General features: G+C 39.0%; 17 protein-coding genes, 1 other RNA gene and 1 pseudogene. 12 read left to right on the forward strand and 7 right to left on the reverse strand.

From position 1 onward, the window contains the following. The first annotated feature begins 5 nt into the window (after positions 1-5). The 6 genes and pseudogenes from RT723_RS09585 (at position 6) to RT723_RS09610 (ending at position 8,287) form a co-directional block, all read left to right on the forward strand. Complete coding sequence (locus RT723_RS09585) at positions 6-848, forward strand: helix-turn-helix transcriptional regulator (protein ID WP_315946842.1); 843 nt, start codon at positions 6-8, stop codon at positions 846-848. Positions 849-974: 126 nt separating this feature from the next. Further along, complete coding sequence (locus RT723_RS09590; protein ID WP_315946843.1) at positions 975-2,708, forward strand: gluzincin family metallopeptidase; 1,734 nt, start codon at positions 975-977, stop codon at positions 2,706-2,708. Between the two features lie 76 nt (positions 2,709-2,784). Next, positions 2,785-4,182, forward strand: a complete 1,398-nt coding sequence (locus RT723_RS09595; RefSeq protein WP_315946845.1) for an NAD(P)/FAD-dependent oxidoreductase — start codon at positions 2,785-2,787, stop codon at positions 4,180-4,182. Between the two features lie 80 nt (positions 4,183-4,262). Next, complete coding sequence (locus RT723_RS09600; RefSeq protein WP_315946846.1) at positions 4,263-5,219, forward strand: dimethylarginine dimethylaminohydrolase family protein; 957 nt, start codon at positions 4,263-4,265, stop codon at positions 5,217-5,219. Further along, entirely contained in the window at positions 5,220-6,464 is a 1,245-nt protein-coding gene (locus RT723_RS09605; RefSeq protein ID WP_315946848.1) for a Zn-dependent hydrolase, read from the forward strand. A 438-nt stretch (positions 6,465-6,902) separates the two neighbouring features. After that, positions 6,903-8,287 (forward strand): annotated as a pseudogene (locus RT723_RS09610) (M20/M25/M40 family metallo-hydrolase). A 110-nt stretch (positions 8,288-8,397) separates the two neighbouring features. Here RT723_RS09610 and RT723_RS09615 read toward each other — a convergent pair. The 4 genes from RT723_RS09615 to ffs all read right to left on the reverse strand — a co-directional run bounded on the left by RT723_RS09615 (position 8,398) and on the right by ffs (position 12,919). After that, a complete protein-coding gene (locus RT723_RS09615) occupies positions 8,398-9,531 on the reverse strand; it encodes a (Fe-S)-binding protein (RefSeq protein ID WP_315946850.1) in 1,134 nt (377 codons plus the stop codon). Next, a complete protein-coding gene (locus tag RT723_RS09620; RefSeq protein WP_315946851.1) occupies positions 9,441-11,291 on the reverse strand; it encodes an FAD-linked oxidase C-terminal domain-containing protein in 1,851 nt (616 codons plus the stop codon). Before RT723_RS09620 ends, RT723_RS09615 begins: the two co-directional genes overlap by 91 nt. Positions 11,292-11,451: 160 nt before the next feature. Then, positions 11,452-12,300: a MurR/RpiR family transcriptional regulator gene (locus tag RT723_RS09625; RefSeq protein WP_216053820.1), complete on the reverse strand. Its 849-nt coding sequence runs from the start codon at positions 12,298-12,300 to the stop codon at positions 11,452-11,454. A gap of 522 nt (positions 12,301-12,822) precedes the next feature. Beyond that, positions 12,823-12,919, reverse strand: an RNA gene (gene ffs / locus RT723_RS09630) — signal recognition particle sRNA small type. Between the two features lie 182 nt (positions 12,920-13,101). On the opposite strand from ffs, the gene RT723_RS09635 reads away from it, so the two are divergent. Continuing rightward, positions 13,102-14,253 (forward strand): patatin-like phospholipase family protein, encoded by a 1,152-nt coding sequence (locus tag RT723_RS09635; protein ID WP_315946854.1) that lies wholly within the window; start codon positions 13,102-13,104, stop codon positions 14,251-14,253. A 14-nt stretch (positions 14,254-14,267) separates the two neighbouring features. Here RT723_RS09635 and RT723_RS09640 read toward each other — a convergent pair whose 3' ends face one another. Further along, entirely contained in the window at positions 14,268-15,140 is an 873-nt protein-coding gene (locus RT723_RS09640; protein ID WP_315946857.1) for a LysR family transcriptional regulator, read from the reverse strand. Positions 15,141-15,234: 94 nt separating this feature from the next. Here RT723_RS09640 and RT723_RS09645 point away from each other — a divergent pair, with 94 nt between their 5' ends. Further along, positions 15,235-15,735 carry a lactoylglutathione lyase family protein gene (locus tag RT723_RS09645; RefSeq protein ID WP_216053817.1) on the forward strand — a complete coding sequence of 167 codons (501 nt, stop codon included), beginning with the start codon at positions 15,235-15,237 and terminating at the stop codon, positions 15,733-15,735. Positions 15,736-15,841: 106 nt separating this feature from the next. Here the strand turns inward: RT723_RS09645 and RT723_RS09650 are convergent, their stop codons facing one another. Then, positions 15,842-17,821: a monovalent cation:proton antiporter family protein gene (locus RT723_RS09650; protein ID WP_315946859.1), complete on the reverse strand. Its 1,980-nt coding sequence runs from the start codon at positions 17,819-17,821 to the stop codon at positions 15,842-15,844. A 168-nt stretch (positions 17,822-17,989) separates the two neighbouring features. Here RT723_RS09650 and RT723_RS09655 point away from each other — a divergent pair, with 168 nt between their 5' ends. Together RT723_RS09655 and gss are read left to right on the forward strand one after the other, a co-directional pair. Beyond that, positions 17,990-18,883 (forward strand): GGDEF domain-containing protein, encoded by an 894-nt coding sequence (locus RT723_RS09655; protein ID WP_315946860.1) that lies wholly within the window; start codon positions 17,990-17,992, stop codon positions 18,881-18,883. A 317-nt stretch (positions 18,884-19,200) separates the two neighbouring features. Next, positions 19,201-21,075 (forward strand): bifunctional glutathionylspermidine amidase/synthase, encoded by a 1,875-nt coding sequence (gene gss / locus RT723_RS09660; protein WP_315946861.1) that lies wholly within the window; start codon positions 19,201-19,203, stop codon positions 21,073-21,075. 70 nt (positions 21,076-21,145) lie between these two features. Here gss and RT723_RS09665 read toward each other — a convergent pair whose 3' ends face one another. Then, complete coding sequence (locus RT723_RS09665) at positions 21,146-21,778, reverse strand: RpiB/LacA/LacB family sugar-phosphate isomerase (protein ID WP_216053813.1); 633 nt, start codon at positions 21,776-21,778, stop codon at positions 21,146-21,148. Positions 21,779-22,056: 278 nt separating this feature from the next. Here RT723_RS09665 and RT723_RS09670 point away from each other — a divergent pair, with 278 nt between their 5' ends. Together RT723_RS09670 and RT723_RS09675 are read left to right on the forward strand one after the other, a co-directional pair. After that, entirely contained in the window at positions 22,057-22,992 is a 936-nt protein-coding gene (locus tag RT723_RS09670) for an LPP20 family lipoprotein (protein WP_315946863.1), read from the forward strand. After that, positions 22,989-23,693 (forward strand): hypothetical protein, encoded by a 705-nt coding sequence (locus RT723_RS09675; RefSeq protein WP_315946865.1) that lies wholly within the window; start codon positions 22,989-22,991, stop codon positions 23,691-23,693. Before RT723_RS09670 ends, RT723_RS09675 begins: the two co-directional genes overlap by 4 nt. Positions 23,694-23,703: the final 10 nt, after the last annotated feature.

Genomic DNA, 23,703 nt, shown 5'->3' on the forward strand with positions numbered 1-23,703 from the left:
GAAAAATGACAACTAATTTAGTTAACTGGACAAAGCTTTTAATGGCATTGCAAGATGCAATTGGCAAAACTACATTTTACCCGTTAATGAATAAATTTTTAAGCGAAGTCGCGCATTTAGACGAGATATTAGTGTTGGAGTTTATTCCCAATACCCATGCTCAATTGATCTGGCAAAATAAAAAAATCATTGGTGATCAACTCGATGTTTATTTAACTAAAGCCTTTGTATTAGATCCGTTTTATACCTTAGGAAGAGAGAAAAAAGGCAATGGGTTTTTCCGTTTAAATGACATCAGCGCTGAACACAACAGACATTACCCCAACTACTTCAACCAATACTTTAGATTATTAAAAATCAAAGATGAGGTTGGATTTTTAATTCAATTACCAACAAACAATGCGTTTGTGCATATTGAAATGGCTCGTTTCCAACGATCTGAGTCATTTTCCAATTCAGAATTAGACGTTTTCAATGAATTATTTCCTCAAGTTGAACGTCTTGTGGTTGCTCACCATAAAGAGCTACATAAACAAATGCGTTATGATGAATTTGAAACCTCATACGTTGAAGACTTTCATCGCCTATTTGGCACAGAAACGCTAACGCCAAGAGAGCATGATGTTTGTTTATTAATGTTACAAGGTTACTCAGTGAAAGCGATTGCAGGACAACTGTCCATTGGTGATGAAACCATTAAAATGCATCGTAAAAACATCTATGCCAAATTGGGTCTTAATTCTCAGCCTGAATTGCTCGCATTATTTATCGAACTTCTGGTAATGATTGAACCACCCGTGTTGTGTGATCCATTAATTGAGTACTTAAACAAACGTTGGGTAGCTTAACTTTTTTATCAACTTTAAAGGCTTATTAACAAAATGCTTTATTGTCTTACTAATATCAGAGTTGTCACGGGCATTTTACTATTTTTAATAAGCTGGCAGAGTGTATCAAACAGCCTTCAATCAGGCATGAGTCAGCAACAAGTCGATTATATTATTGATGTTGAGGTCAACGTCGATAGAAAATACCTTAGTGCATCAGCAAATGTGACATACCACAACCATTCTCGTAACACATTGCCTTATCTTATTTTTGAACTGCCTCAACAACGCTTTCAACAAGCTGATGATATTAAAAGCGCAGGCACAACTTTTTTAAAAGCACAAAACCAACTCGGGCAAACGTTGCACGTAGAGCAAAAACAAACCTATTATTTGGTTCATTTAGACAAACCATTAAAAGCAAACCAAAAACAGAAAATAACTCTTACCTGGGATCTTCAATTCATAGAACGTAATAACGATTTATCACCACGTTCCGGTTTTGAAATCACTAAATCTGGTGCAATTTTAATAGGTGCTGCCCAATGGTATCCGAGGGCATTAGGGTTTGACGAACAATTTCAGTGGGATACTTTACCATTTAAAGGCAAAGGTGAGTTTCACTTAGAGCTCGGGAATTTTATAGTCAACATTAATGTACCCGCTAATTATATGGTTGCCGCCACTGGTGAACTAACCAACCCGAACCGCGTACTTACACCTAAACAACTTGAATTATTCTCATCACAAAATACGGAAACAATCACAATACCAAACGAGCATTTATCCGCCAATGACACCAACACTTGGCAATTTACTTCCGAGTTAAGTAGAGATTTTGCTTTTGCATTGGGTGATCAACTCGTATGGGAAAGAAAGTCCATACAACTTTCAACTGGCATTCACCATATCAATATTTTCTATCCTGACAATGGCCGTTGGCTTTGGCAAAAATATGGAATGGATGGTGCGGTTCATGCTATTTCTTATCTAGATGCCAATGTCGCTTCATTTCCTTTTAAAAATTATACCGTATTTAATATTGCTGGGATCAGTATGGAACACCCAGGGTTTACCTTCGTTGGTTTTAGAGGCCCTGATCATAAAGGCAGTGGCAAGCCAAACTATTCCAGAACGCAAAAACACGATGTACTTGGTGGCACGTTTCATGAGATAGCACATAGCTATTTTCCAATGTACGTTAATACAAATGAACGTAGGGAAGGATATTTTGACGAAGGCATTACAAGTTATTTGGCGTATTTAATTGAGCAGTCTTGGTCAGAAGATTTTCAGAGCTTTTACGGTTCCCCATTGGATATTGTGCCTGTAATGTTACATTCCTATCAGCCCCCATTTACTTTAGCCGACAATTTAAAAAGTAAACTAAGCTCCCATTATCATTTACCTGCAACGGCATGGCACATTTTAGGGGAGCAGATTTTAGCGCCCCATCAGCTACTCACACTACTGAACAAATTCATTTTAAAGTGGCAAGGTAGAAGAGCCTATTTTACTGATCTGATGACGTTTTTAGATAACAATACGGATCAAGCTTTAGCTCCTTTTTTTAACTTTTGGTTTAATTCAGGTTTGCATGTAGATTTAGCAATATCAGAGGTAAAGCAAGATAAACTAACAGCGATGATCACTGTGAGTAATTTAGGCGGAATTCCCATGCCTGCGACTATGAAAGTTGTCTATAAATCAGGTGAGATAACCACTCACCAAATATCATTCCAAGATTGGCAAGCCCCTTATCTACAAATTAACATTGAATTAGCGCATCCCTCGTCAATCAAGAGAATTGTTTTAGACCCTAATAATAAAAGTGCTGATATAAATACAAGTAACAATCACTGGCCCCTCATTGGAGGGTAAACCCCTTACATAGGGGTATTTAGTCATTACCCTCACCGCTATCTTGCTTATATAAACTATTATTATTGGGGGCAAGGTGACTACCTTATCTAAAAAAGCATTACAGAGTACAAAATTCCAACCTTATTGGTTGGACAATCCAATACGACCTGATGCGGAACCTTGTTTACAGCAAGACATCACTACCGATTTATTAATTGTTGGTGGTGGCTTCACAGGATTATGGTCGGCACTGCAAGCGAAGGAACAAAATCCTGAAAGAGATGTTGTTCTTATTGAGGCTAACTCAATTGCTATAGGCGCGTCAGGTCGTCCTGGTGCTATATTGTCTACTTCATTAATGCATGGCATGACTAACGCAGAAAGACTGTTCAAAGATGAGATGGAAGAGCTGGAAGCATTAGGCAAGATCAACATGGATGAGTTTAAAGAAACGATAGCAAGATATAATATTGAATGTGATGTTGAATGGACAGGTGAACTTACTGTCGCGGTAGGTAAACATGGTGTTTCTGAAGTAGAAACTGAATACAAATTGTATAAACGTTTTGGTCATGACGCACATTTATTGAGCCAACAGCAAATTCAACAAGAGATAAATTCTCCCTTATTCCAAAGCGGTTTATGGTCTAAAAAACGTTCTGGCACGATCAACCCTGCTAAGTTAGTTTGGGGACTAAAAAAAGCGGCCCGAAATTTAGGGGTCAAGATTTATGAAAATACACCTATGTCCTCAAGCAAAGATCTTGAAAAACAAGTGGTAGTCATCACGCCAAATGCCAATATCATCGCTAATAAAGTTATCCTAGCGACCAATGCATTTACCAAACATAAGACTAAAATATCTTGTCGAGTGGCAGCCATTCGTGACCGAATTGTGGTGACTGAACCTCTAACGGAACAGCAATTAGCTGATTTAGGTTGGAAAAATCGTCAAGGCATATATGACACTCGCACTCAGCTAAACTACATGCGTTTGACAAAAGATAATCGGGTATTGTTTGGCGGCAGATTAGGTTATTTTTTTAATAATAATACCGATCCTCAACTAGATAAAACCGCTGTGCCTTATGTGCGCTTAGTCGATAGTCTATATAAAACATTACCTACGTTAAAAGGCATTAAAATATCACACGCCTGGAGCGGCCCGATCGCTCTAACCACACGAATGGCTATGCATTTTCAGCATTATCACAAAGGTAAGATGGTGTACGTAGGGGGTTACTCAGGCTTTGGGGTAACGGCTAGTCGATTTGCTGCAAAAATGGTATTAGCGATAGTTGATAACGAAGACATACCTGGCAAAAACCTTTCTTTCACTCGCACTCAACCACTATGGTTACCCCCAGAGCCATTCCGATGGATTGGCTCAAAAATTACTATGTATGCTTTAGATACATGTGATGAAAAAAAGGGTTGGCGAATTCCTTGGCTTAAATTTGTAGATTGGATGGGGTTCCCTTTAACGCCTTAATCTAATTATGACCTCGTTATGACATGAGAATAAATAACGAGGTTAAATATAACCGTTTAATTAAAAGAGAGCTTCAACGTATGACAAACTCCACAATAATTACAGACAGCTGTGGCTTTACGTTTCAACGTCGTCAAGTTCAAGGTGGGACAAAACCTTTAGAGCACTGGGGCATGGACTCAGAGTATGGCGTGTTAACTGACGTATTAATTGGCCCAATGGATCATTATTCATGGCAAACTGGTAATGCAATGTCACGTCGCTCTATTCGATTAGGTCGAAAGTTTGACTTTGCCATAGCAAAACAGCAATACCAAGACATGCTAGATATGTATCGAACTGCGGGCGTTAAGACCCATTTGTTAGAAGCTGATCCGCACCTTCCTTATCAGTTATACGCACGAGACTCTTCCGTTATGACACCTTGGGGGCCTGTAATTACACAGCTGTATAGTCCTTGGCGCCGAGGTGAGTCAAAAGAAGTCACTTCTTTTTATCACAGAAATAATATTCCTCTTTACGATGTGATCACTGCAGGGTCATTCGAAGGCGGTGACTTTATGGTATTAGAACCTGGTGTCATTTTATGTGGTTACACTGGTGAAAGAACATCTGAGGCTGCGTTAAACCAAATGAAAGGTTGGGTAGAGGCTGAAGGCTGGGAATTTAAGTCTTATCAATTTGATCCATATTTTTTACACATAGATGTAAAAGTCGCTATGTTATCGGATAAATTAGCGGCCGTTTGTAAAGAAGCCGTTGAAGATGAATTGTTGGATTGGTTTAAATCCAAACAAATTGATGTTATCGATATTTCGTACAAAAGCATGTTAGAGCTGGGGATTAATGTAGTGGCATTGGGGAAAGACAGAGTGTTAATCCCAAAACAAAGCACTGAAATTATAGAAAAGAGTAAAGCGGCTGGCCTTGAAGTGTTTGCTCCTGATATGTCTATGTTTACCTCTGGCGGCGGCGGTGTGCACTGTATGTGCCAACCACTTCGTCGGCTACCAGCTAACTCAAATGGAATTAAATAAATGACCAACACACCTTTACTCAATATTAATGGCGAAAGGCTATGGCAATCGCTAATGGACATGGCTCAAATTGGCGCCACTAAAAAAGGTGGCTGTAACCGTCAAGCACTGACAGACTTAGATAAACAAGGAAGAGATTTATTTATTACCTGGTGTGAAGATGCAGGAATGACAATCCGAATTGATGAGATGGGAAATATTTTTGCAAGACGAGCTGGCACGCAACCACAAGCAACACCAGTCATCACTGGTAGCCATCTAGACACACAACCAACCGGCGGTAAATTTGACGGCGTATATGGTGTTTTAGCGGGTTTAGAAGTGGTAAGAACATTAAATGACAACAAGATCACAACGCAGCATCCGTTAGAAATTGTAGTCTGGACTAATGAGGAAGGTGCAAGGTTTTCTCCTGCTATGATTGGTTCTGGTATTTGGAGTGGTGAGTTCGATTTAGATTACGGTTGGAACCGAAAAGATAAAGATGGTTGTACTATCAAACAAGCTTTAACGGCTATCAACATGTTAGGTGAAACTCCCTGCCTACACTTCCCAATTAAAGCTGCGTATGAGCTTCATATAGAACAAGGCCCTATTTTAGAACAACAACAATTACCGATTGGTGTCGTTGAAGGTGTGCAGGGTATTCGTTGGTACGACTTAATAATAAAAGGCAGTCCGGTTCATGCCGGTCCAACCCCAATGAAAGGTAGGCAAGATCCTATAAAAGGATTGGCTGATATCACAAGTGCACTCTATAAGATGGTCGACAAATATACTGAATGGTCAAGGGTCACATTTGGTAATGTACTTGTCACTCCAGCGTCCAGAAATACAGTGCCTGAACAAGTCACTCTTTGGGTCGATTTACGACACCCTGAAAATGAAAACTTAACCCTAATGGATGCTGAATTTAGAGCGATTGCTAAGTCCGTTTGTGAACAACATAACCTTGAATTTGAAATTAAAGATGAATGGCACTCCCCTGCTGTCCAATTTAATCAAGATTGTGTCGACAGTATTGAAGCCTCTGTGCAACAACTGGGTTATCCATATAAAAAGATGTTCAGTGGTGCAGGTCACGACTCAGTTTATGTGTCAAAAGTAGCCCCCACGGCGATGATATTTATTCCTTGTGAAGGTGGGATAAGCCACAACGAAGCTGAAAATGTCAAACAAGAAGATATTACTTCGGGTTGTAATGTCCTGTTAGGCGCTATGACCAAAAGCGCAGGGGTTGCCTAATCTACTGCAATGCCAATATCATTGTGTATTAAGTCATTCAGCGCCATATCAGAGCGTTTAGCTCGAGCCGTTTTAGTGCAATAATACTGGACGTATTTTAAATATGAGCACTTAATTTTGTTAAATAATGTAAAGAGCGGATCCTCATTCGCTCTTATACTTTTAAAAGTAGCTATTTAATAAGGTGCCACTTTCCATATAATGTAACTTTCAAAAAGCGACAAACATAAATCCCCCTGATACTTATGGTAAAAAACCAAATCTTCGCGCTGTATTAAACATTGGACGAATCGACTTCGTGTTTGGAGTTATTGCCGTTATCCAAAAAATTGGCGTTAGCGCCAATATAGTTTTAATATTTCGAACTTTATTTTTAAAAGTAATACATCGATTAAAGTTTCACCATACGGAGCAAAAATGAAATTATTAAAAAGTCTAATGGTTAACACCTTGTTATTTGTATTGAGTTTTCCACTACTGGCCGTCGAGTCACCAATCACAAAACAACAAAAAGAAACGGCTCAGCAGTTAATGGAATCTGCACTTAAAAGTGATCTAGGTTTTAGCATTGTGGAGTCATTAACCACAGAGATCGGCCCTAGATTAGGTGGCTCAGAAGCAGAAAAACGGGCACGTGATTGGGGTGTTAAGTTAGGTAAAAAGTTAGGGTTTGATAAAGCCACAATCGAAGAATTTACTATGCCATTTTGGGATAGAGGTCATTTACATATTGCTTTGACGTCCCCTTACAACCAAGAACTATACGGCTCAACCCTTGGAGGCGCAGCTCCAAGTAAAAAAGAAATAAATGCCCCTATTGTATATTTTAGAGACATTCATGCACTAAAAGCCGTTAAAGATGGCACGCTAAAAGGTAAAGTGGCCTTTGTTGATGGCGAGCCTATGGTAAAAAGTCAAACAGGTGAAGGATATGGACCATCAAATCAAAAGCGAAGGATTGGTTGGCAACACGCTGAGCGAGGCGGTGCGAGTGCATTAGTAGTACGTTCAGTAGGTTCAGACTCTCATCGATTTCCACATACAGGCATGATGAGTAAAAATGGTGATAAATGGGCGACAATACCTGTCATAGCTATCTCTAATCCAGATGCTGATCATTTACGCCGATTACATAACTTAGACAAACCGCTTTCTATTTCTCTTCACTCCGGCTCTGATTGGAAAGGCGAAGTAACCAGTGGTAACGTTGTGTTGGATTTAATTGGCAGTGAAAAACCTGAAGAAATTGTACTTATCGGCGGTCACTTAGACAGTTGGGACTTAGGCACTGGTGCGGTTGACGATGGTGCAGGTATTGCGATCACAACGGCTGCTGCAAAGTTAATAGCCAATTTGCCTAAACGTCCCAAACGCACCATTCGTGTTGTTATGTTTGGTGCTGAAGAAGTCGGATTGCTAGGGGCATTTGCTTATGCAAAACAACACGAAAACAACCTCCACAATCATGTTCTTGCTACTGAATCTGACTTTGGTGCAAGGAATATTTGGCGTATCGTTTCTAACGTTAATCCCGAAGCTACACTATTAGTTGACGAAATTGCTAAAATTATCGCTCCTTTGGGAATTATTCGTGGAAGTTCCGACGCGCAAGGTGGCGGTCCAGACATTATTCCTATGGCTGAGAAGGGGTGCCAACTATTCGGTTAAGCCAAGAGGGTACCGATTATTTTGATTTACACCACACTCCGGACGACACTCTAGATAAAATTAATCCAGATGAGTTAGCACAAAACGTAGCGGCTTATGCTGCAACGATTTATTTATTTGCTGATAGTAATGTGGATTTAAAAGCAAAACGTTAGAATAGTCCGATGTTGTTTAAGGAAGGTGATTATGCCTTCCTTAATATTCACGGTATGGTTGTAATTCAAAAGCACTGTTTGATATTGCTTTACTATTTTTTTTGAATACTTTATTTAGATGTGCTTTGTTGATCTAACAAATACATAAACGACTTATACTCGATACCACTATTTAATGACAAACCAATTTCACAGGTACGGCTACAAGAAATTCCTGAACTACATTCGCTAACTTGTTTTGGTAAATCCTTAAGTGAATGTTGATTCAACTCTGGCAGAGTAAAACCTTTATCACCCGCAAAACCACAACATTCAATGCCATCCGGCTCGACTATATTTTGACTAAGTGCATTAGCTATCTGTCGTAAATATCCATCGGTTGCCATTTTTTTGGTGCTGCAAGTGGCGTGCAGTGCAACTGCATCGGCATGTGTTTTTATGTTCAACTTAGGTAACACATTCACGGCTACGAACTCAGCTAAATCAAAAACAATAACGTCCTCAGGCTTTTGTATAAATTGCTCAGCACCTTTTTTTAACTGCATAGCGCAGGGACTTGCATCAACAATGACTGGAATGATTCCGCCTTGATTGTGTTTTCTGACGGCATTAATCACTTCATCGTTTTTTTGTTTGGCTAAATCAAACAAACCTTTACTTTCAAATGGCTGACCGCAACAAAGCCCATCTTGTTTATCAATCACTAACAGTTCATAACCTGCTTTGCTAAATACCGAGTCGATCACTTCTAACAAACTACGTTGATCCTTTGATTGTATTTCTGTGCCAAATACTCGATTAGCACAAGTACTAAAAACAATAACTTGTTCAGTTACCATTTCTGACTTAGTTTGAGCTGGCTCGATATTACGTATGTTGATCGTTTGACTGAGCTTTGGATTTATATTGTTTTGTGCTGCGGTTGGCCATTTGTTATGCCAAAGTGGAATACGTTTATTTAGCTTTCTGAGCTTGCGGCCAATACGATTGACACGTTGCTGTCCTAACGCTTTTTGCAAAAAGGTTTGAATTTTAAGACCAAAAGATACAAATGACGTTGTAGCGGAAAAATGGGAAGCTAACCAACTTGCTACTTTACGCTCAGACTTACTCAGTCGCTCTGCTCTAAGCTGTTTTATAAACATGCCTGTATCTATCGATACTGGGCATTTTTGCGCGCACATGCCTGTAGCAGCACAAGTGTCAATTCCAAAATGCTGATAATCTTTTTTAAGTGCAGACAATTCTTTTTTTCTGATACTGATATTTTATTTTTACCTTGCTCTGTCAGTTGCTGAATGCGACGCCAAATAGCAATACGTTGTCTTGGTGTTAACGTAAAGTCGGCAGACGGACAGGCTGGCTCACAAAAGCCACATTCAATACATTTATCAATAGTGTCATGGGCTTTTGGCAAAGCTTTTAAATTTTGTAAGTGCGCTTTGGGATCAGAATTAATGATCACACCTGGGTTAAATATGTTATCCGGATCAAAAATAGATTTTATATCTTTCATCAATTGATAAGCGTCACTGCCCCACTCTTGTTCAACAAATGGTGCCATATTGCGACCCGTGCCGTGTTCCGCTTTTAATGACCCCGATAACTCGTCGGCCACTAATACGGCAACCGCCGCCATAAACTGATCGTACTTTTCAATTTCTTCATGATTATTAAAGGCTTGAGTAAATACAAAGTGTAAATTTCCGTCCAGCGCGTGACCAAATATTATCGCTTCATCGTATCCAAACTTTGCAAACAATGACTGTAACGCTTGAATACCTTGGGCTAAATGTTCAATTGGAAACGCCACATCTTCAATAATAACGGTAGTTCCGGTTTCTCTTACCGCGCCAACCGCTGGAAACGTGCCTTTTCTTATTGCCCATAATTGCTCAGCGATGGTTTTGTTTGAACTGAACGCAATTGACTGCAACATAGTAAATTGAGAAAAAGCGCCTTCCACAGCAATGACTTTTTGCTCTAACGATTGGGCGTTTATTCCTTCAATCTCAACTAACAAGGCAACACTGCTCTGGCCATATTCAGTAAAAGTATCTGGTAATCCGGGTTTACCACGAACAGAACATAACGCCCGATAATCTAATAATTCTGCGGCACTGACATCGAGTTGTTGCAAACCAACAACCGCAGCCGCTGCTTCATCGGCGGAAGAAAATAAAAACAAGCCAGTAGAAACATGAGTTCTAACTGGAACCGTGTCGTAAGTAATGTCCGCAATAAAGCCTAATGTGCCTTCTGAACCAATCATTAAATGAGCGATAATGTCGATGGGATCAGTAAAATCAATTAGCGCATTAATGCCATAACCCGTGGTGTTTTTTAACCGGTATTTTCGTTGGATTTTTTCAACTAATTCAGGTGTATTTTTAGCATGTTCAGATAAGGTTTTTATCTGCTCAATTAAGCCGGTGTTCTGTTTGGTAAATTGCTCACGACTTTGTGGACAACTGGTATCTAATATCGCGCCATTGGCTAACACAAGTGTAATATCACGTAAGCTATGGTAACTGTTATTTTTAACACCACAACACATACCCGATGCATTATTAGCTGCAATGCCACCTATTTTACAGGTATTGATGGAGGCTGGATCGGGTCCTATCTTACGCTGATGTGAGGCTAATATTTGATTAACTTTGGCACCAATTAAGCCAGGCTGAACTTTTATTTGTTGACCGTCATTTAAGACAGAGGATTGGTTCCAATCCCCGGTTAACAAAACTAATACGGAATCTGAAACCGCTTGACCTGACAAACTAGTACCAGCGGCTCTAAAAGTAATGGCAACTTTGTATTCTTTGGCAAGTTTAACCAATGTTTGCATTTCACAAAGGTCGGCTATTTTTACTACCAGCTCAGGGGTCATTTGATAAAAACTCGCGTCGGTACCATAAGCCCGCCGTTGAATGATCTGAGTGATCACACGATGTTTTGGCAGAAGTTGATTTACACGAGTTAAAAAAGAAATAGGTAAAGACACAGGTTACTCTAACAGTCAGAAAATTAAGGTTACACAATATAATCTGACAGTATTGCCTATAAATTTATTCAATTCCACCACCCTATTAGGGGGGGTTATGGACAACAGTTTCGAGATTGGCATCAGGCTATAGAGCCATCAATGATTGAGTCAAAAGCGGTTAACGCTTTTCAATAAAACTCTTAATTGCTTTGTTTGATTTTTCAACCATTTTTCGGCTACTTGCTGACGATTGAGTTAATACGATAAACAACAAATCAATAACAAATTCTTGTGACGTTCTGGATAAAATGGAAGATAAACGTACCGATGACTTTTCAGCCACGGTATATAACTTAATGTCAGCCACATTGTTTAGTTTATTACTGCCAAAGCTACTCAAACTGATAACCACAGCGCCATTTTTTTTAGCCACGGTAGCGGCTTCAACAACTTCTGATGTATTACCTGATTCACTGATGCAAAAGAGTAGGTCTTTTTTGCCAAAGGTTGAGCAGTAAGGAATTTGAATATGTCCATTTGGCTCTGCATTAGCCGCTTTTCCAACTTTTTGTAATTTATAGCTCAAATCGGTTGCGACTAACCCTGAAGCGCCAATACCGCTTACCAATATGCGGTTTGCCGCCATGATAGCTTTAACAGCCTCGTCAATATTTCTGACATTATTTAGGCTAGAGGTTTCACTTAATACGTTGTTTTTGCTAGCGAGTAATTTCTGCGATAGTTGTTCAAAGTTATCTTTTAAAGATATGTTACCAAGCCAATCAGTATCTACCACTTTAGCGTTAACAGCTTCAACCATGGCTAATTTAAACTCAAGGTAGCCTTTATAACCTAGCTTCTGAGAAAACTTAATTATGCTTGATTGGCTTACACCAATAGCGGCGGCCAGTTCTTTTGATGATAATGTTTTAATTACTTGAGGCGCTTGTAATAAAAAATCGGCAATCTCTAGTTCATTTTTTGTTAGCGTATTTTTTATCGATTTAATTATCGCTATCGCACTCATCTAAATTCCTATTGTTTTTAACTACTTGATAACAGTAATACTAAGGTCTGCTCAACTTTAATTTTCTACCATGTTAACGGCTATTTGTTATAACCAACAAGGCAGAATATATCTGAATAATGGCTCTATTTAAGTGTCTGTTAACGATGTTGGGATGACAAATAACGCCTTGTCCTTAGGATCTATTTAATCTTCCCGCACTCTTCGTAGTAGATAAACTTATTTAGCCTACTCAATTTGCACTATTTATGGTTTAACTGGGAATGATGTTCAGCTTAACGTTGCATAAAATGAAAGATAAACAAACCCTTAACAAAGGATACTTGTTTATGAGACACAATATCAATCGAAAATACACTTAGGTGAGTTAATTTTAAGATATATATTAAAGGTGATATTTATAAGGTCGAGCGACGAGGAGCTTTGTTAATATTAAATATCGATAACTTTATAGTAGTAACAAGGGAATTAATGAAACTTACTTATACTTTAAGCTATTGAATTTAAAAAGATTGGTGGCAACCCCACCAGCTACATCCCGGCACACGAGTCACTTGCTGTGGCTGCTCCCTTCCGGGCCTGACCAAGTTCACGAGCTATCGTTGCGAGAGAACCAATGGAGTTACCATAGTGCTGCATAAATAAACAGAAGACTGCTCTCTAAGCGGCGCGCATTATTACTTAAACTGAAATTGGTTGCAAGACCCTATAACAAAAGAACAATTTATAGATCTGACTTTTTAAGCTAGAATCCAACGGTAAACTCCCATTATGTAATCGGATTAAATAAAAAAACCTATAATGATATTCTCCTCTCCTGTAAAAGAATCAACTAACGCACTATTGTTAACCGGTGGTGGAGCGCGTGCTGCGTATCAAATTGGCGTATTAAAAGCGATAGCATCACAATTACCTCGTAATCAAAAATCGCCGTTTAAAGTCATTTGTGGGACGTCAGCGGGTGCAATTAATGCCGTATCCATGGCTTGTCACGCATCGTGTTTTCACTTAGGTGTGAAAAAGACAGAATGGGTTTGGAAAAATTTCAAAACCGAACAAGTGTATGTTGGGAGTTGGACTGGGGTATTTGGCTATATTTTTAAAAACTATTTTTCGAAATACACCAAAACGGGAAAATTCAGATCCACTAGTTTGTTGAACAATAAACCGCTTGAAAACTTGCTATCTGGATTAATAGATTACAAACGAATTGATAGAAATATTTTAACCGGTCATTTGGATGCCGTTTCCATTGCAGCCTCTAGTTATAGTGACGGTGACTCCATTGCTTTTTTTCAATCAAGCGGCAATAAAGAATGGCAAAGAGCGAAACGAAAAGGCGTCAAAACCGTTTTAACTACTCGTCATTTAATGGCCTCAGCTGCAATTCCTTTATTATTTCCAAGCGTCAAAATAGGTAATTCTTATTTTGGGGATGGTGCAATTCACCAGTTATCACCATTAAGTCCTGCTGTGCATTTAGGCGCCAATAAAATATTGATCATAGGGGTGGAACAGCCAAAACAAGATAAATATTATGGTGAATCTGAATTTCACCCAAATACGGCCGCCATTACTGGACACTTATTAGAGACTATATTTACGGATTCTTTAAATGCCGATTTAGAACGCATGGAAAGAATAAACTCAACCCTTAATCACACCTCAGAAGATAAAGCGGGATTAACCAAAGTTGAGAGCCTGTTAATAAACCCAAGTCGCTGCTTTAATAAATTAGCGGCACAGCATTACAATAAAATGCCTTCAGCGATCCGCTTTTTATTGCGTTTTATCGGTATTTCCAAAAAGTCAGAATCTGCAATGATGAGCTACCTAATGTTTGAAAAACCATTTACCGAAGAGTTGATCAAACTAGGTTATGAGGATGGCTTAAAACAAAAAGATGAGATCATGTCTTTTCTTGGTTTAACTGGCAAACAAGAAGTGAATTAACGAGTAACAGCTAATTAATTCAAATATTCAGTCAGGGTTGTTTTGATAAATTTAACCCGATTAGCTTGAATTGACTGCCGATTGAAACATAAATATAGGTTTTCCTTCACAGAGCATTCAAGTTCATGGATATTAATCAATGTTTGATGTGGGAATGCCTTTGCAGCATGTAATGGCAAAACGGTAAACCCAAACCCTTTACTCACCGGCTGTAATATCAAGCTAATTTGATTAGAAAACCCTTTATGAATAAATTGATCGACATGTTCAAATTGTTGGAAGTTTTTACTCAACAATAACCGAGCGTGATGCTCAGCGTCAGGGTGGGAAATAAAGCCAAGTTTTATCAACGTATCCCAATTGATGGTATCCACATTTTTTGCCGTTACCAATACCAGCGGCTCAACGCCAACTTTATGACTGACAACATTACTTAAATTACTTAGTTGCGTAATTAAACCTAAATCTAACTGACGGGCTGCAACCGCTTGCTCAATCTGTTTATTTGGCGCAAACGTGTAATCAATAATTAACTTAGGGAAAGATTGCTGAATCTCTAACAAGTGCGGATAGAGCCTTAATCCAACACTCCCTGGCGACGCAAGCTTGATGCGCCCTTCATGTGTTTCGTCATGTCTGACTAAACTTTCTAATTCTTCAGAGGATTTAAGCAGTTCTTTGCCTTTTTGAAATAGCTGTTCACCTGAGTCAGTCAATAGAAATGATTTACCGTCCCGCACTAATAAAGCCACATCAAGTTGCTGTTCCAGCTTCTTAATATGTTGACTAACACCAGACTGCGTCATGAACAGTTTATCTGCCGTTTGAGTAAAATGCCCCACCTCAACTAAGGTGCAAAAGGTTTTTAACCACACTTGATTTATCATTACAAAATGTACTTATAAATATAACAATTGATAATTTTTTATACTTTATCATGAGGAATATACTTTGCCTATTACATCAATAGAGGAAGTCAAAATGAGTAATCCATATCCTAGAACATTTTCACACATTGGCATTTCCGTGCCAGATTTAGACAGCGCAGTTAAGTTTTATACAGAGGTATTAGGTTGGTACTTGATTATGAAACCTACCGTGATCACCGAAGATAACAGCCCAATCGGCGAAATGTGTACAGACGTATTTGGTGCTAATTGGCAAAAATTTAAAATCGCTCACCTATCTACTGGTGATCGTATTGGGGTTGAGTTATTCGAATTTGTTAATCAACAACAACCCGAGAATAACTTTGAATATTGGAAAACCGGCATTTTCCATTTTTGCGTTCAAGATCCTAATTTAGAAGAGTTAGTTGAAAAGATTGTGGCAGCAGGCGGTAAAAAACGCATGGCAGAACCGCGTTATTATTACCCAAATGAAAAACCGTATCGCATGATTTATATGGAAGACCCATTTGGCAATATTCTTGAAATATATAGCCATAGTTATGAATTAACTTATGCAGCGGGAGCTTATTAAAAGTTAATTGAGACCCTAAAAAAAGAGTTAGTAAATACTAACTCTTTTTTAAAAGCTTAAATTAGAACAAGTAATGTCCTGCTTATTGCATATCAGAAATTTTTAATTAACCCGTCATCAAGTAACGTTCTACTCGCTCTACGCGTCTAGGTTTACCTTTGATGATTATTGTATCTAATGCTTGAATAACCGTATGCTCATCAGGTAACGCGAGTTCTTCACCACCTCGCCTTAATCCGACCACTTCTACTCTACGTTGAGTCAAGTTAAGTTCAGCTAATGTGCGTTTTACTGCAAAAGCGTCTGACGGAATTGCGATTGCGTGTATGTATTCTAATAAGTCACGCCTATCTGCCGTAACTTCGGTGACATCTCCAGGGTAAAAGCCATGTAATTGACCATAACGGTTTTCTCTTTCTTTCCTAATCCGTTTTAATACTCGCGACATAGGCACGCCTGACTCAAACAGAACTTGTGACACTAACATCAAGCTCCCTTCCAATGCCTCAGGCACTACTTGATCTGCCCCGTCTTCCAGTATCTCTTTTAAGTTCTCATCCGTTTTAGTACGAACCATGATTCGAGCTGAACTGTTTAACTCTTTAACATTCTTGATCACCACATGGGCTTTATCCAAGTCGCCAAAGGTGATCACAATTAATCTGGCATCTACCGCCCCGGCTGATTGCAAAATGGCTTTGTCTCTTGCATGACCATACTGAACATTTTCACCAGCGGCTTGCGCTTCACTTACCCTTACTGGATCAACATCCAACGCTACGTATGGCACCGCTTCTGATTTAAGAAAACGACTCACCGTTTGACCCACACGACCAAAGCCGCAAATAACAACATGGTCTTTTAATTTTGTTTCAAAGTTAGCATTTGGTGTTTCGTCATAACCGCCATCTTGTTTACCTCTTATTTTGTCTAGCTTATCTACAATTTGAGTATTATTAGCGATGATAGACGGAGTGATTGCCATACTTAATACACCAATGCCTATTAAGGTTGACGATAATTCAGCACTGAAGATATTTAATTGTTGAGCCAGAGCCACTAATACAAAACCAAATTCACCCAGTTGAAACATCATTAAACCGGCACTTAAGCCATCATTACGAGTTTCACCGGACATCACAGCTAATTGTTTGATTACGATGGTTTTCACCACAAGCAAGGTTATTAAACCAATTAGAATCCAATGCCACTCTCTACTCATGACGTTGATATCTAGCTGCATGCCAACACTGATAAAAAACAGACCCATCAATATATCTCTAAAAGGACGTATATCGGCTTCTAATTGATGTTTATATTGGCTTTCACTTAACATCATTCCGGCTAAAAATGCGCCTAATGCCATAGATAAACCAAAAAAGCTGGTCAAGGTTCCAGCCATGACGGTGACCAAAATTGCCGTAAGCACGAATAATTCATCGGTTCTCACCTGTGCAACTTGGTTAAATACTTTTGGCAGTATCCATTTACCCACCGACAATAAAATGGCAACAACGATTGCGCCTTTTCCTAAGGCTAATAACAAGGCGACCACAACGTTTTCGCCACCGTTAGATGCCAATAACGGCATGGCAATTAAGAATGGGACAACGGCAATGTCTTGGAATAATAAAATACTGATGGCTATTTGCCCGCGCTTGGTTTGGGTAATGCCATTTTCGTTCAATGATTTCACCACCACTGCCGTGGAAGATAACGCAAAGGTACAGCCAATAACAAAGGCCGTTGTGCCGTTATTCCCCATGAAATAACACACACCCATTACCAGCAATAAGGTAATAATGACCTGTGCACTGCCAACACCGAACACTAAATGCCGCATCGCAATTAACTTAGGTATGGAGAATTCTAAACCAAGGGAAAAAAGAAGAAATACAATGCCAAGTTCAGCCACTAACGCGACTTCTTCAGGGCTGGTGATCAAGGCTAACGCATGCGGCCCAGCGATGATACCGGTGACTAGATAAGCTAAAATTGGTGGTAACTTTATATGTTTAAAAAACCAAACAATAAAAACAGAAGTCGCCAATAATAAAATCAGCTCAATAAAGTAACCATGTGACATATATACAAAATCCTTTCGGGCAATTATTTGCCGACTGTTAATTGTCAGTCGAGCAGATTAATACAATTTTAAACATTAATTCTATAAGATTCAAAGCATTACATTTCTGGCACATTTCTCGCTTAGTCTATTGCAAGTGAAATTAATCGACCAAACACGGGGGACAATGTGGATTATATCAGTCACTTAGACGCATTAAACTCAGAAGCCAATGCTAACATTTTGGCGTCTTGGTCCAATTATTCAAATTTAAATCGAGAAACCGATTCTTTAGTTGAACAACTTCAAACTACCTTAGATGTAGAGCAATTGTTATCTATTTATCTTAGTGCAATTACTTCTCACTATAAAATTAATTCTGTCGAACTTGATACATTTCATGGCAAATTTAAATCCAGTAATGGCCAATCCTCCTCGCAAACGATGACATTACCAATTCGAATTAATGATCGCCTAATGGGTCGTATTAGTTATTTTTCAGAAAAACCGATCACCGACATATTAATGTCTTCACTTACCGGTTATCAAAAGAAATTAATTTATCCATTAAGAAATGCATTAGCATTTTGGCAATTACAGCAAATGGCATTAAAAGATCCATTAACCGGCATTGGCAATCGCTCAATGTACGAAGATGCAATTGAACGAAAGTTTCAACATGCAGAACGTTTTAATGAAGAATTTGTTTTGATGTTATTAGATTTAGATAACTTCAAAAATGTAAATGATACCCATGGCCATTTACAAGGCGATGATATTTTAACTAGCTTTGTACAACTTGTTGAAGAGTGCTTACGTGGCACAGACCAAGTATTTAGATTTGGTGGCGATGAGTTTGCAATTTTATTGGAAAAGGAAGGGTTAAACGGCGCGCACATTGTTGCAGCCAGAATAAACCATGCTATTAGCCAAAGCCCTATATTCAATAAATTTAATGTTAGTACCAGTATTGGATGTGCTTGTTTTACCAAAAACGACACACCTAAAGATTTGTTTGCTCGTGCAGACAAAGCGCTTTACGCAGCGAAAGATGCAGGTAAAAACTGCATGAAAATTGCGTAACTACCACTACCCCCAGGAGTTGGCCTTCGGGCCGCTCCACCTAAACCTTGTCATAGATGCATAAACACTTTTTCAACTTTATAGTGAAAACTCAATTAAATAATATTACGCCAGAACCAAAGTTTATCCCCATTTATTACCGCCACTTTCACCCTTGATCTCACTAGAATATACATCTCGTTTTTCTGGCTAATTAGTTTGTTATTTAACTGCTTGCAGCCACGCCAAACTAGGACTATATTGCGATCATCTGGCGCCAGATTTTTGCGCCTCCTATCCACCTTTAAAGCACATTCTGTGTAAGAGTAACAACATTAATGACATCAACATCCAGCAGGTTAGTTGCCCCTTTTGGCACCTTGTTAGGTATAGCGCCGGGTAATGTGCCCGTTTATTCTTCTGATTACGAAAGCGCTGATGATATAGAACTCCCCAATAGACATGCCTACCGCAGTTATGTGGACGGCATTTTTATGGGTTATAAATGGCAATGTGTGGAGTTTGTCCGACGCTGGCTGTATTTAAATAAAGGTTACGTATTTGATGATGTGGCTATGGCTTACGATATTTTTCGTTTGACTTCAGTACGGCTTATCGCCGATGAAAGCCGATTACCGCTAAAATCATTTTGTAATGGTTCTTTACGTCATCCAGAAGTTGGCGCTTTTCTGATCTGGAATGAAGGCGGTGAATTTGAAGTTACTGGCCATGTCGCTATTGTCACCAAAGTCCTGCCCGATCGTTTGTATTTGGTGGAACAAAATGTGGGTCATCATGTTTGGCCACAAGGCCAAGATTATTCCCGTGTATTAGAAGCTCGCATTAGTGATGATGGAGGTTATTGGTTACGTTGTTCTTATGGTGATGCTTCTGTCATGGGTTGGGTTATTCAAACTGATGACGACCTACACGCTGAAGATATTCAACCTGACGATCCTAAACTATTCGACTTACAAATACGTCAAGTGGCAAACAACCTTAAGTCGTCTCGTGCTTGGTTAAATGTCGCTAATCCAGCAGAAGAAGCGTTTGTCGCTATGATGGGCGGGCATAAACTCGCCAGTAAAGTAGAAGATGATCATACCTATATGGTCATGACAGAGACCGCTGAGCGTGAATTAAAACGAGCCACCAATGAATTGCACGCTTTATTTATGCATGTAACTGACTATGTACTGCAAAACGCAGAGTTACTGTCCAAGTTTAATCTGCCACCAGCCTTGTGGCCTAAAATCCAACAATCTTGGGATAACCGTCGTAACCAGATGATAACAGGCAGATTTGACTTTAGTCTTTCAGCCAGTGGCATTAAAGTTTATGAATATAACTGTGACTCTGCGTCTTGTTATATGGAAGCCGGTATTGTCCAAGATAAATGGGCCAAACATTATGGTTGTAAAGAAGGCGAAAGTTCTGCAACAGAACTGGTGGAAGAATTAGTAGAAGCATGGAAAGACAGTGCCGTTAAAGGTGTGATCCATATTATGCAAGATACGGAGCTTGAGGAGAATTACCATGCCCTGTTCATGAAAAGAACAATGGAAAAGGCCGGTTTAGAGTGCAAGGTAATTAAAGGTGTCACTAGTTTACGTTGGGACGACGATGGTGATGTCATTGATGCCGAGGGTATAAAAATTCGTTGGGTTTGGAAAACCTGGGCGTGGGAAACTGCATTGGATCAAATTCGCGCTGAGTGCGATGACGATGAACAGCGTTTACGCAATTACCAAACTGATACGACTCGTAGTGAGGCGCCGCGTTTGGTGGATGTATTATTGCGCAAAGACGTCATGGTCTATGAACCATTATGGACATTAATCCCTAGCAACAAAGCCATATTGCCGGTGTTATGGATGTTATTCCCTGACCACCCTTATTTGTTAGAGTCGTCATTTGAGTTAACTGAGACATTAAAAAATAATGGCTATGTCAGCAAACCCATTGCTGGTAGGTGTGGTTTTAACATTAGTATGTACGATGGCAAAGAAGCATTAATGGAAGAAACCTCTGGGCGTTTCGCTGAACAGGATCAAATATTTCAAGCGCTGTGGAAGTTACCCGATATTGGAGGCTATCGTTCGCAAGTTTGTACGTTTTCGGTGGCGGGACATTATGCCGGCAGTTGTTTGCGAGTTGACCCGACCTTAGTTATCACCAAAGACAGTGATCTAATGACCCTACGGGTGATTTAATCCTAGCGGTATCTTGCTAAAAAGGCGCTACTAGTTTGTAGTAGCGCCCTTATCTTTCAGGACTTTTCATTTACAACATTGAATTTACAAATGCCGCAATATCTTCATCTTGGCTATGAGCAAAGAAACACTCTTGGAAACGTGCGCCTCCAATGGCTTGTTTGATTAACTCTGGGTCTATCGCTTTTAACGCGTCAATATAATCTTTCGCTACCGCAGACTTTAACTGGTTTAATATCCCAGCGTTAGTTACCTGTGACTCTTTACGATCTGCTGGATAACCTTGGCCTTTTTCACCATCAAAGGCTTTTTCTAAAATGTATTTAACATTCAATTCAGCGCCCCATCCAAACCCTTTGGCAAAAGGCAGTGCTAACGCATTTCCGTTATTAATCTGGGCAAATAAATATGCATCAGATGGGTCAATACAATAACCACAAACAACTCCAGGAAACGCGTTGGCAGCCATCAATGCGCCTTGCCCTGTACCACAACCGGTAACCACAAAATCAACCGCTTTACTGTTTAATAATAAACTAGCGATAATACCTAAATGTATATAGGTTAATCGATGATCGTTATCGCCATCCATACCAACATTAAACGCTTGATGGTTTTTGTCTTTTGCGACATCTTGCAGTTGCTGCCAAACAATAGGGTTTTTAGCCGCTTGGCTAAATTCATTCATTAATGCGATTTTCATAATTCTTTAGTGAAGCTCCATTACTTTATGGTGGAATTGTGTTTATTTTAACGTAAAGAAAATCAAACCGCCACCGGTGGCATTTAATATTAAATTATTACATATATAAGTTAATTGCTGAAAAAGTTAAATTAGGCAATAGCTATACCTCCTATTGGATTTTCCTTTAACAGAAAATCAGTTATAGTCAGGGGAAATCTTACCTACAATTAATTTTCTTATTGGTAAGAAATACCCTTTTTTATACATTTTCACACTAACAAATACGGAGATTATTTGTGCGAATAGACAAGTTTTTAATTCTAGTTCTCTCTTTATTTTTGTTACCAAAAACGATAGCAGCGTCACTACCTGATTGGGTAACTACTCCACCAGGAGATAGTAACCAGTGGTTTTATTCTGTTGGTATGGGTGAAAATAAAAAACAAGCTCAACAACAAGCCCTCGAAGAACTTAGTGCTCGATTACAAGTTACTGCTCAGAGTAATACACAACAATTTGTCGAAGCAAAAAATGGAACCACCGAACTCTACTTAGAAACAGACTCATTATTTACCGGCACCAATTTAACCTTTACCAACATAGATATCGTTAATACAGCGCAACATAATGACGATGTGATTGTATTAGTTAAAGTGGATAGACAAGCCTTTTTCCAGCAGTTACATGACCAACTTAAAGACCAACTCACCGCATATTTAATAAACAACCGAGCATTTGGGATTAAACAGCTATCTCCTGCACTGGTTAAATTAATCCAATATAACCAAGCTAAACCCACTTTAAATAAAACCTTAGTGTTATTACGTTCTTATTCTTTTGAAACCGTTCAATTAGATCAGTTAATGATTCAATTAACTCAAGCGGCACAGTCCATTTCCGCAAAAGTGGGTTATCAAGTGTTAATCGCTAATAACGATCAAAAGCATTCAAGCATGATTAAACTTGGATTAATAAATCAAATGCAATCCATTGGGCTATCGTCGGCTCAACAAGCTCACACACTTAAAGTCGTATTTGCCGGATTAAATGTAGAAACGACCACGACCGATTTTCATAGTGCCGTTAAGATGTCCGCTGACCTTATCTATGTGTTAGACGATCAGATTATTTATCAAAACCCAATTCATGCCACGTCGTTTAGTCAAACTCCGGAGTTAGCTGAACAACAAGCGATAGAGTCCGTTCAACTACAATTAGGAAGTAATGAATGAATGTTATTAAGTGCATAACCTTATTGGCTGCACTGCTGCTATTTGGTTGTGCTATCAAAGTTCAAGATGGCGACGACATTAAATATAATAAACATAATATTGTCAGTAAATTTAATGCCAAATTAATGCCTAGAGAACAACGTTTGGCTCGTATTAGCAGCGATATGAAAAAAGTTGGTTTTAACAAAGTCAGTGTTTCACAAGTGTTTAATGCTTTCAGTAATAGCGTACTCAGTATATTTAAACATCAACACAACATCATCACTGAACATAAAGTGTTATTAGATAATCACCGAGATGTGTTGTCATTTTTAATGGCCAATAAAGACAAAGATAAAGCTCAATTACAACAAGCCATTAACGACTTTGATAAAACCGCTGAAACTGAAAAAGAAAAAATTGGTCCTAAAATTAAGGCTTATGAAAAAGCCTCGGATAAAATTTGGGAAGAGAATGTAAAGCTATCGCTTTTGATCACAGAACAAACGTTACGACTCGCTTATATCATCAGGTTACAAGGTGATGACTTAATCGGCATGCAAGGTTTGAGCATGTTAATGAACGCCAATAAAATAGGTGAAGCTTATAAACTTGCCGAAATTCGGCTGCATTTAGCTAAAGTGGCTAGCGAGTTTATCGAAGACGAAAAAGCCATCATTGATATCGCAAAACAATTACAAACGTTTCAAAACGCAGATTAACAGGAAGTAA

It is taken from the genome of Psychrosphaera aquimarina, from assembly GCF_032461525.1.
In the GTDB taxonomy this organism is placed as follows: Bacteria; Pseudomonadota; Gammaproteobacteria; order Enterobacterales; family Alteromonadaceae; genus Psychrosphaera; species Psychrosphaera aquimarina.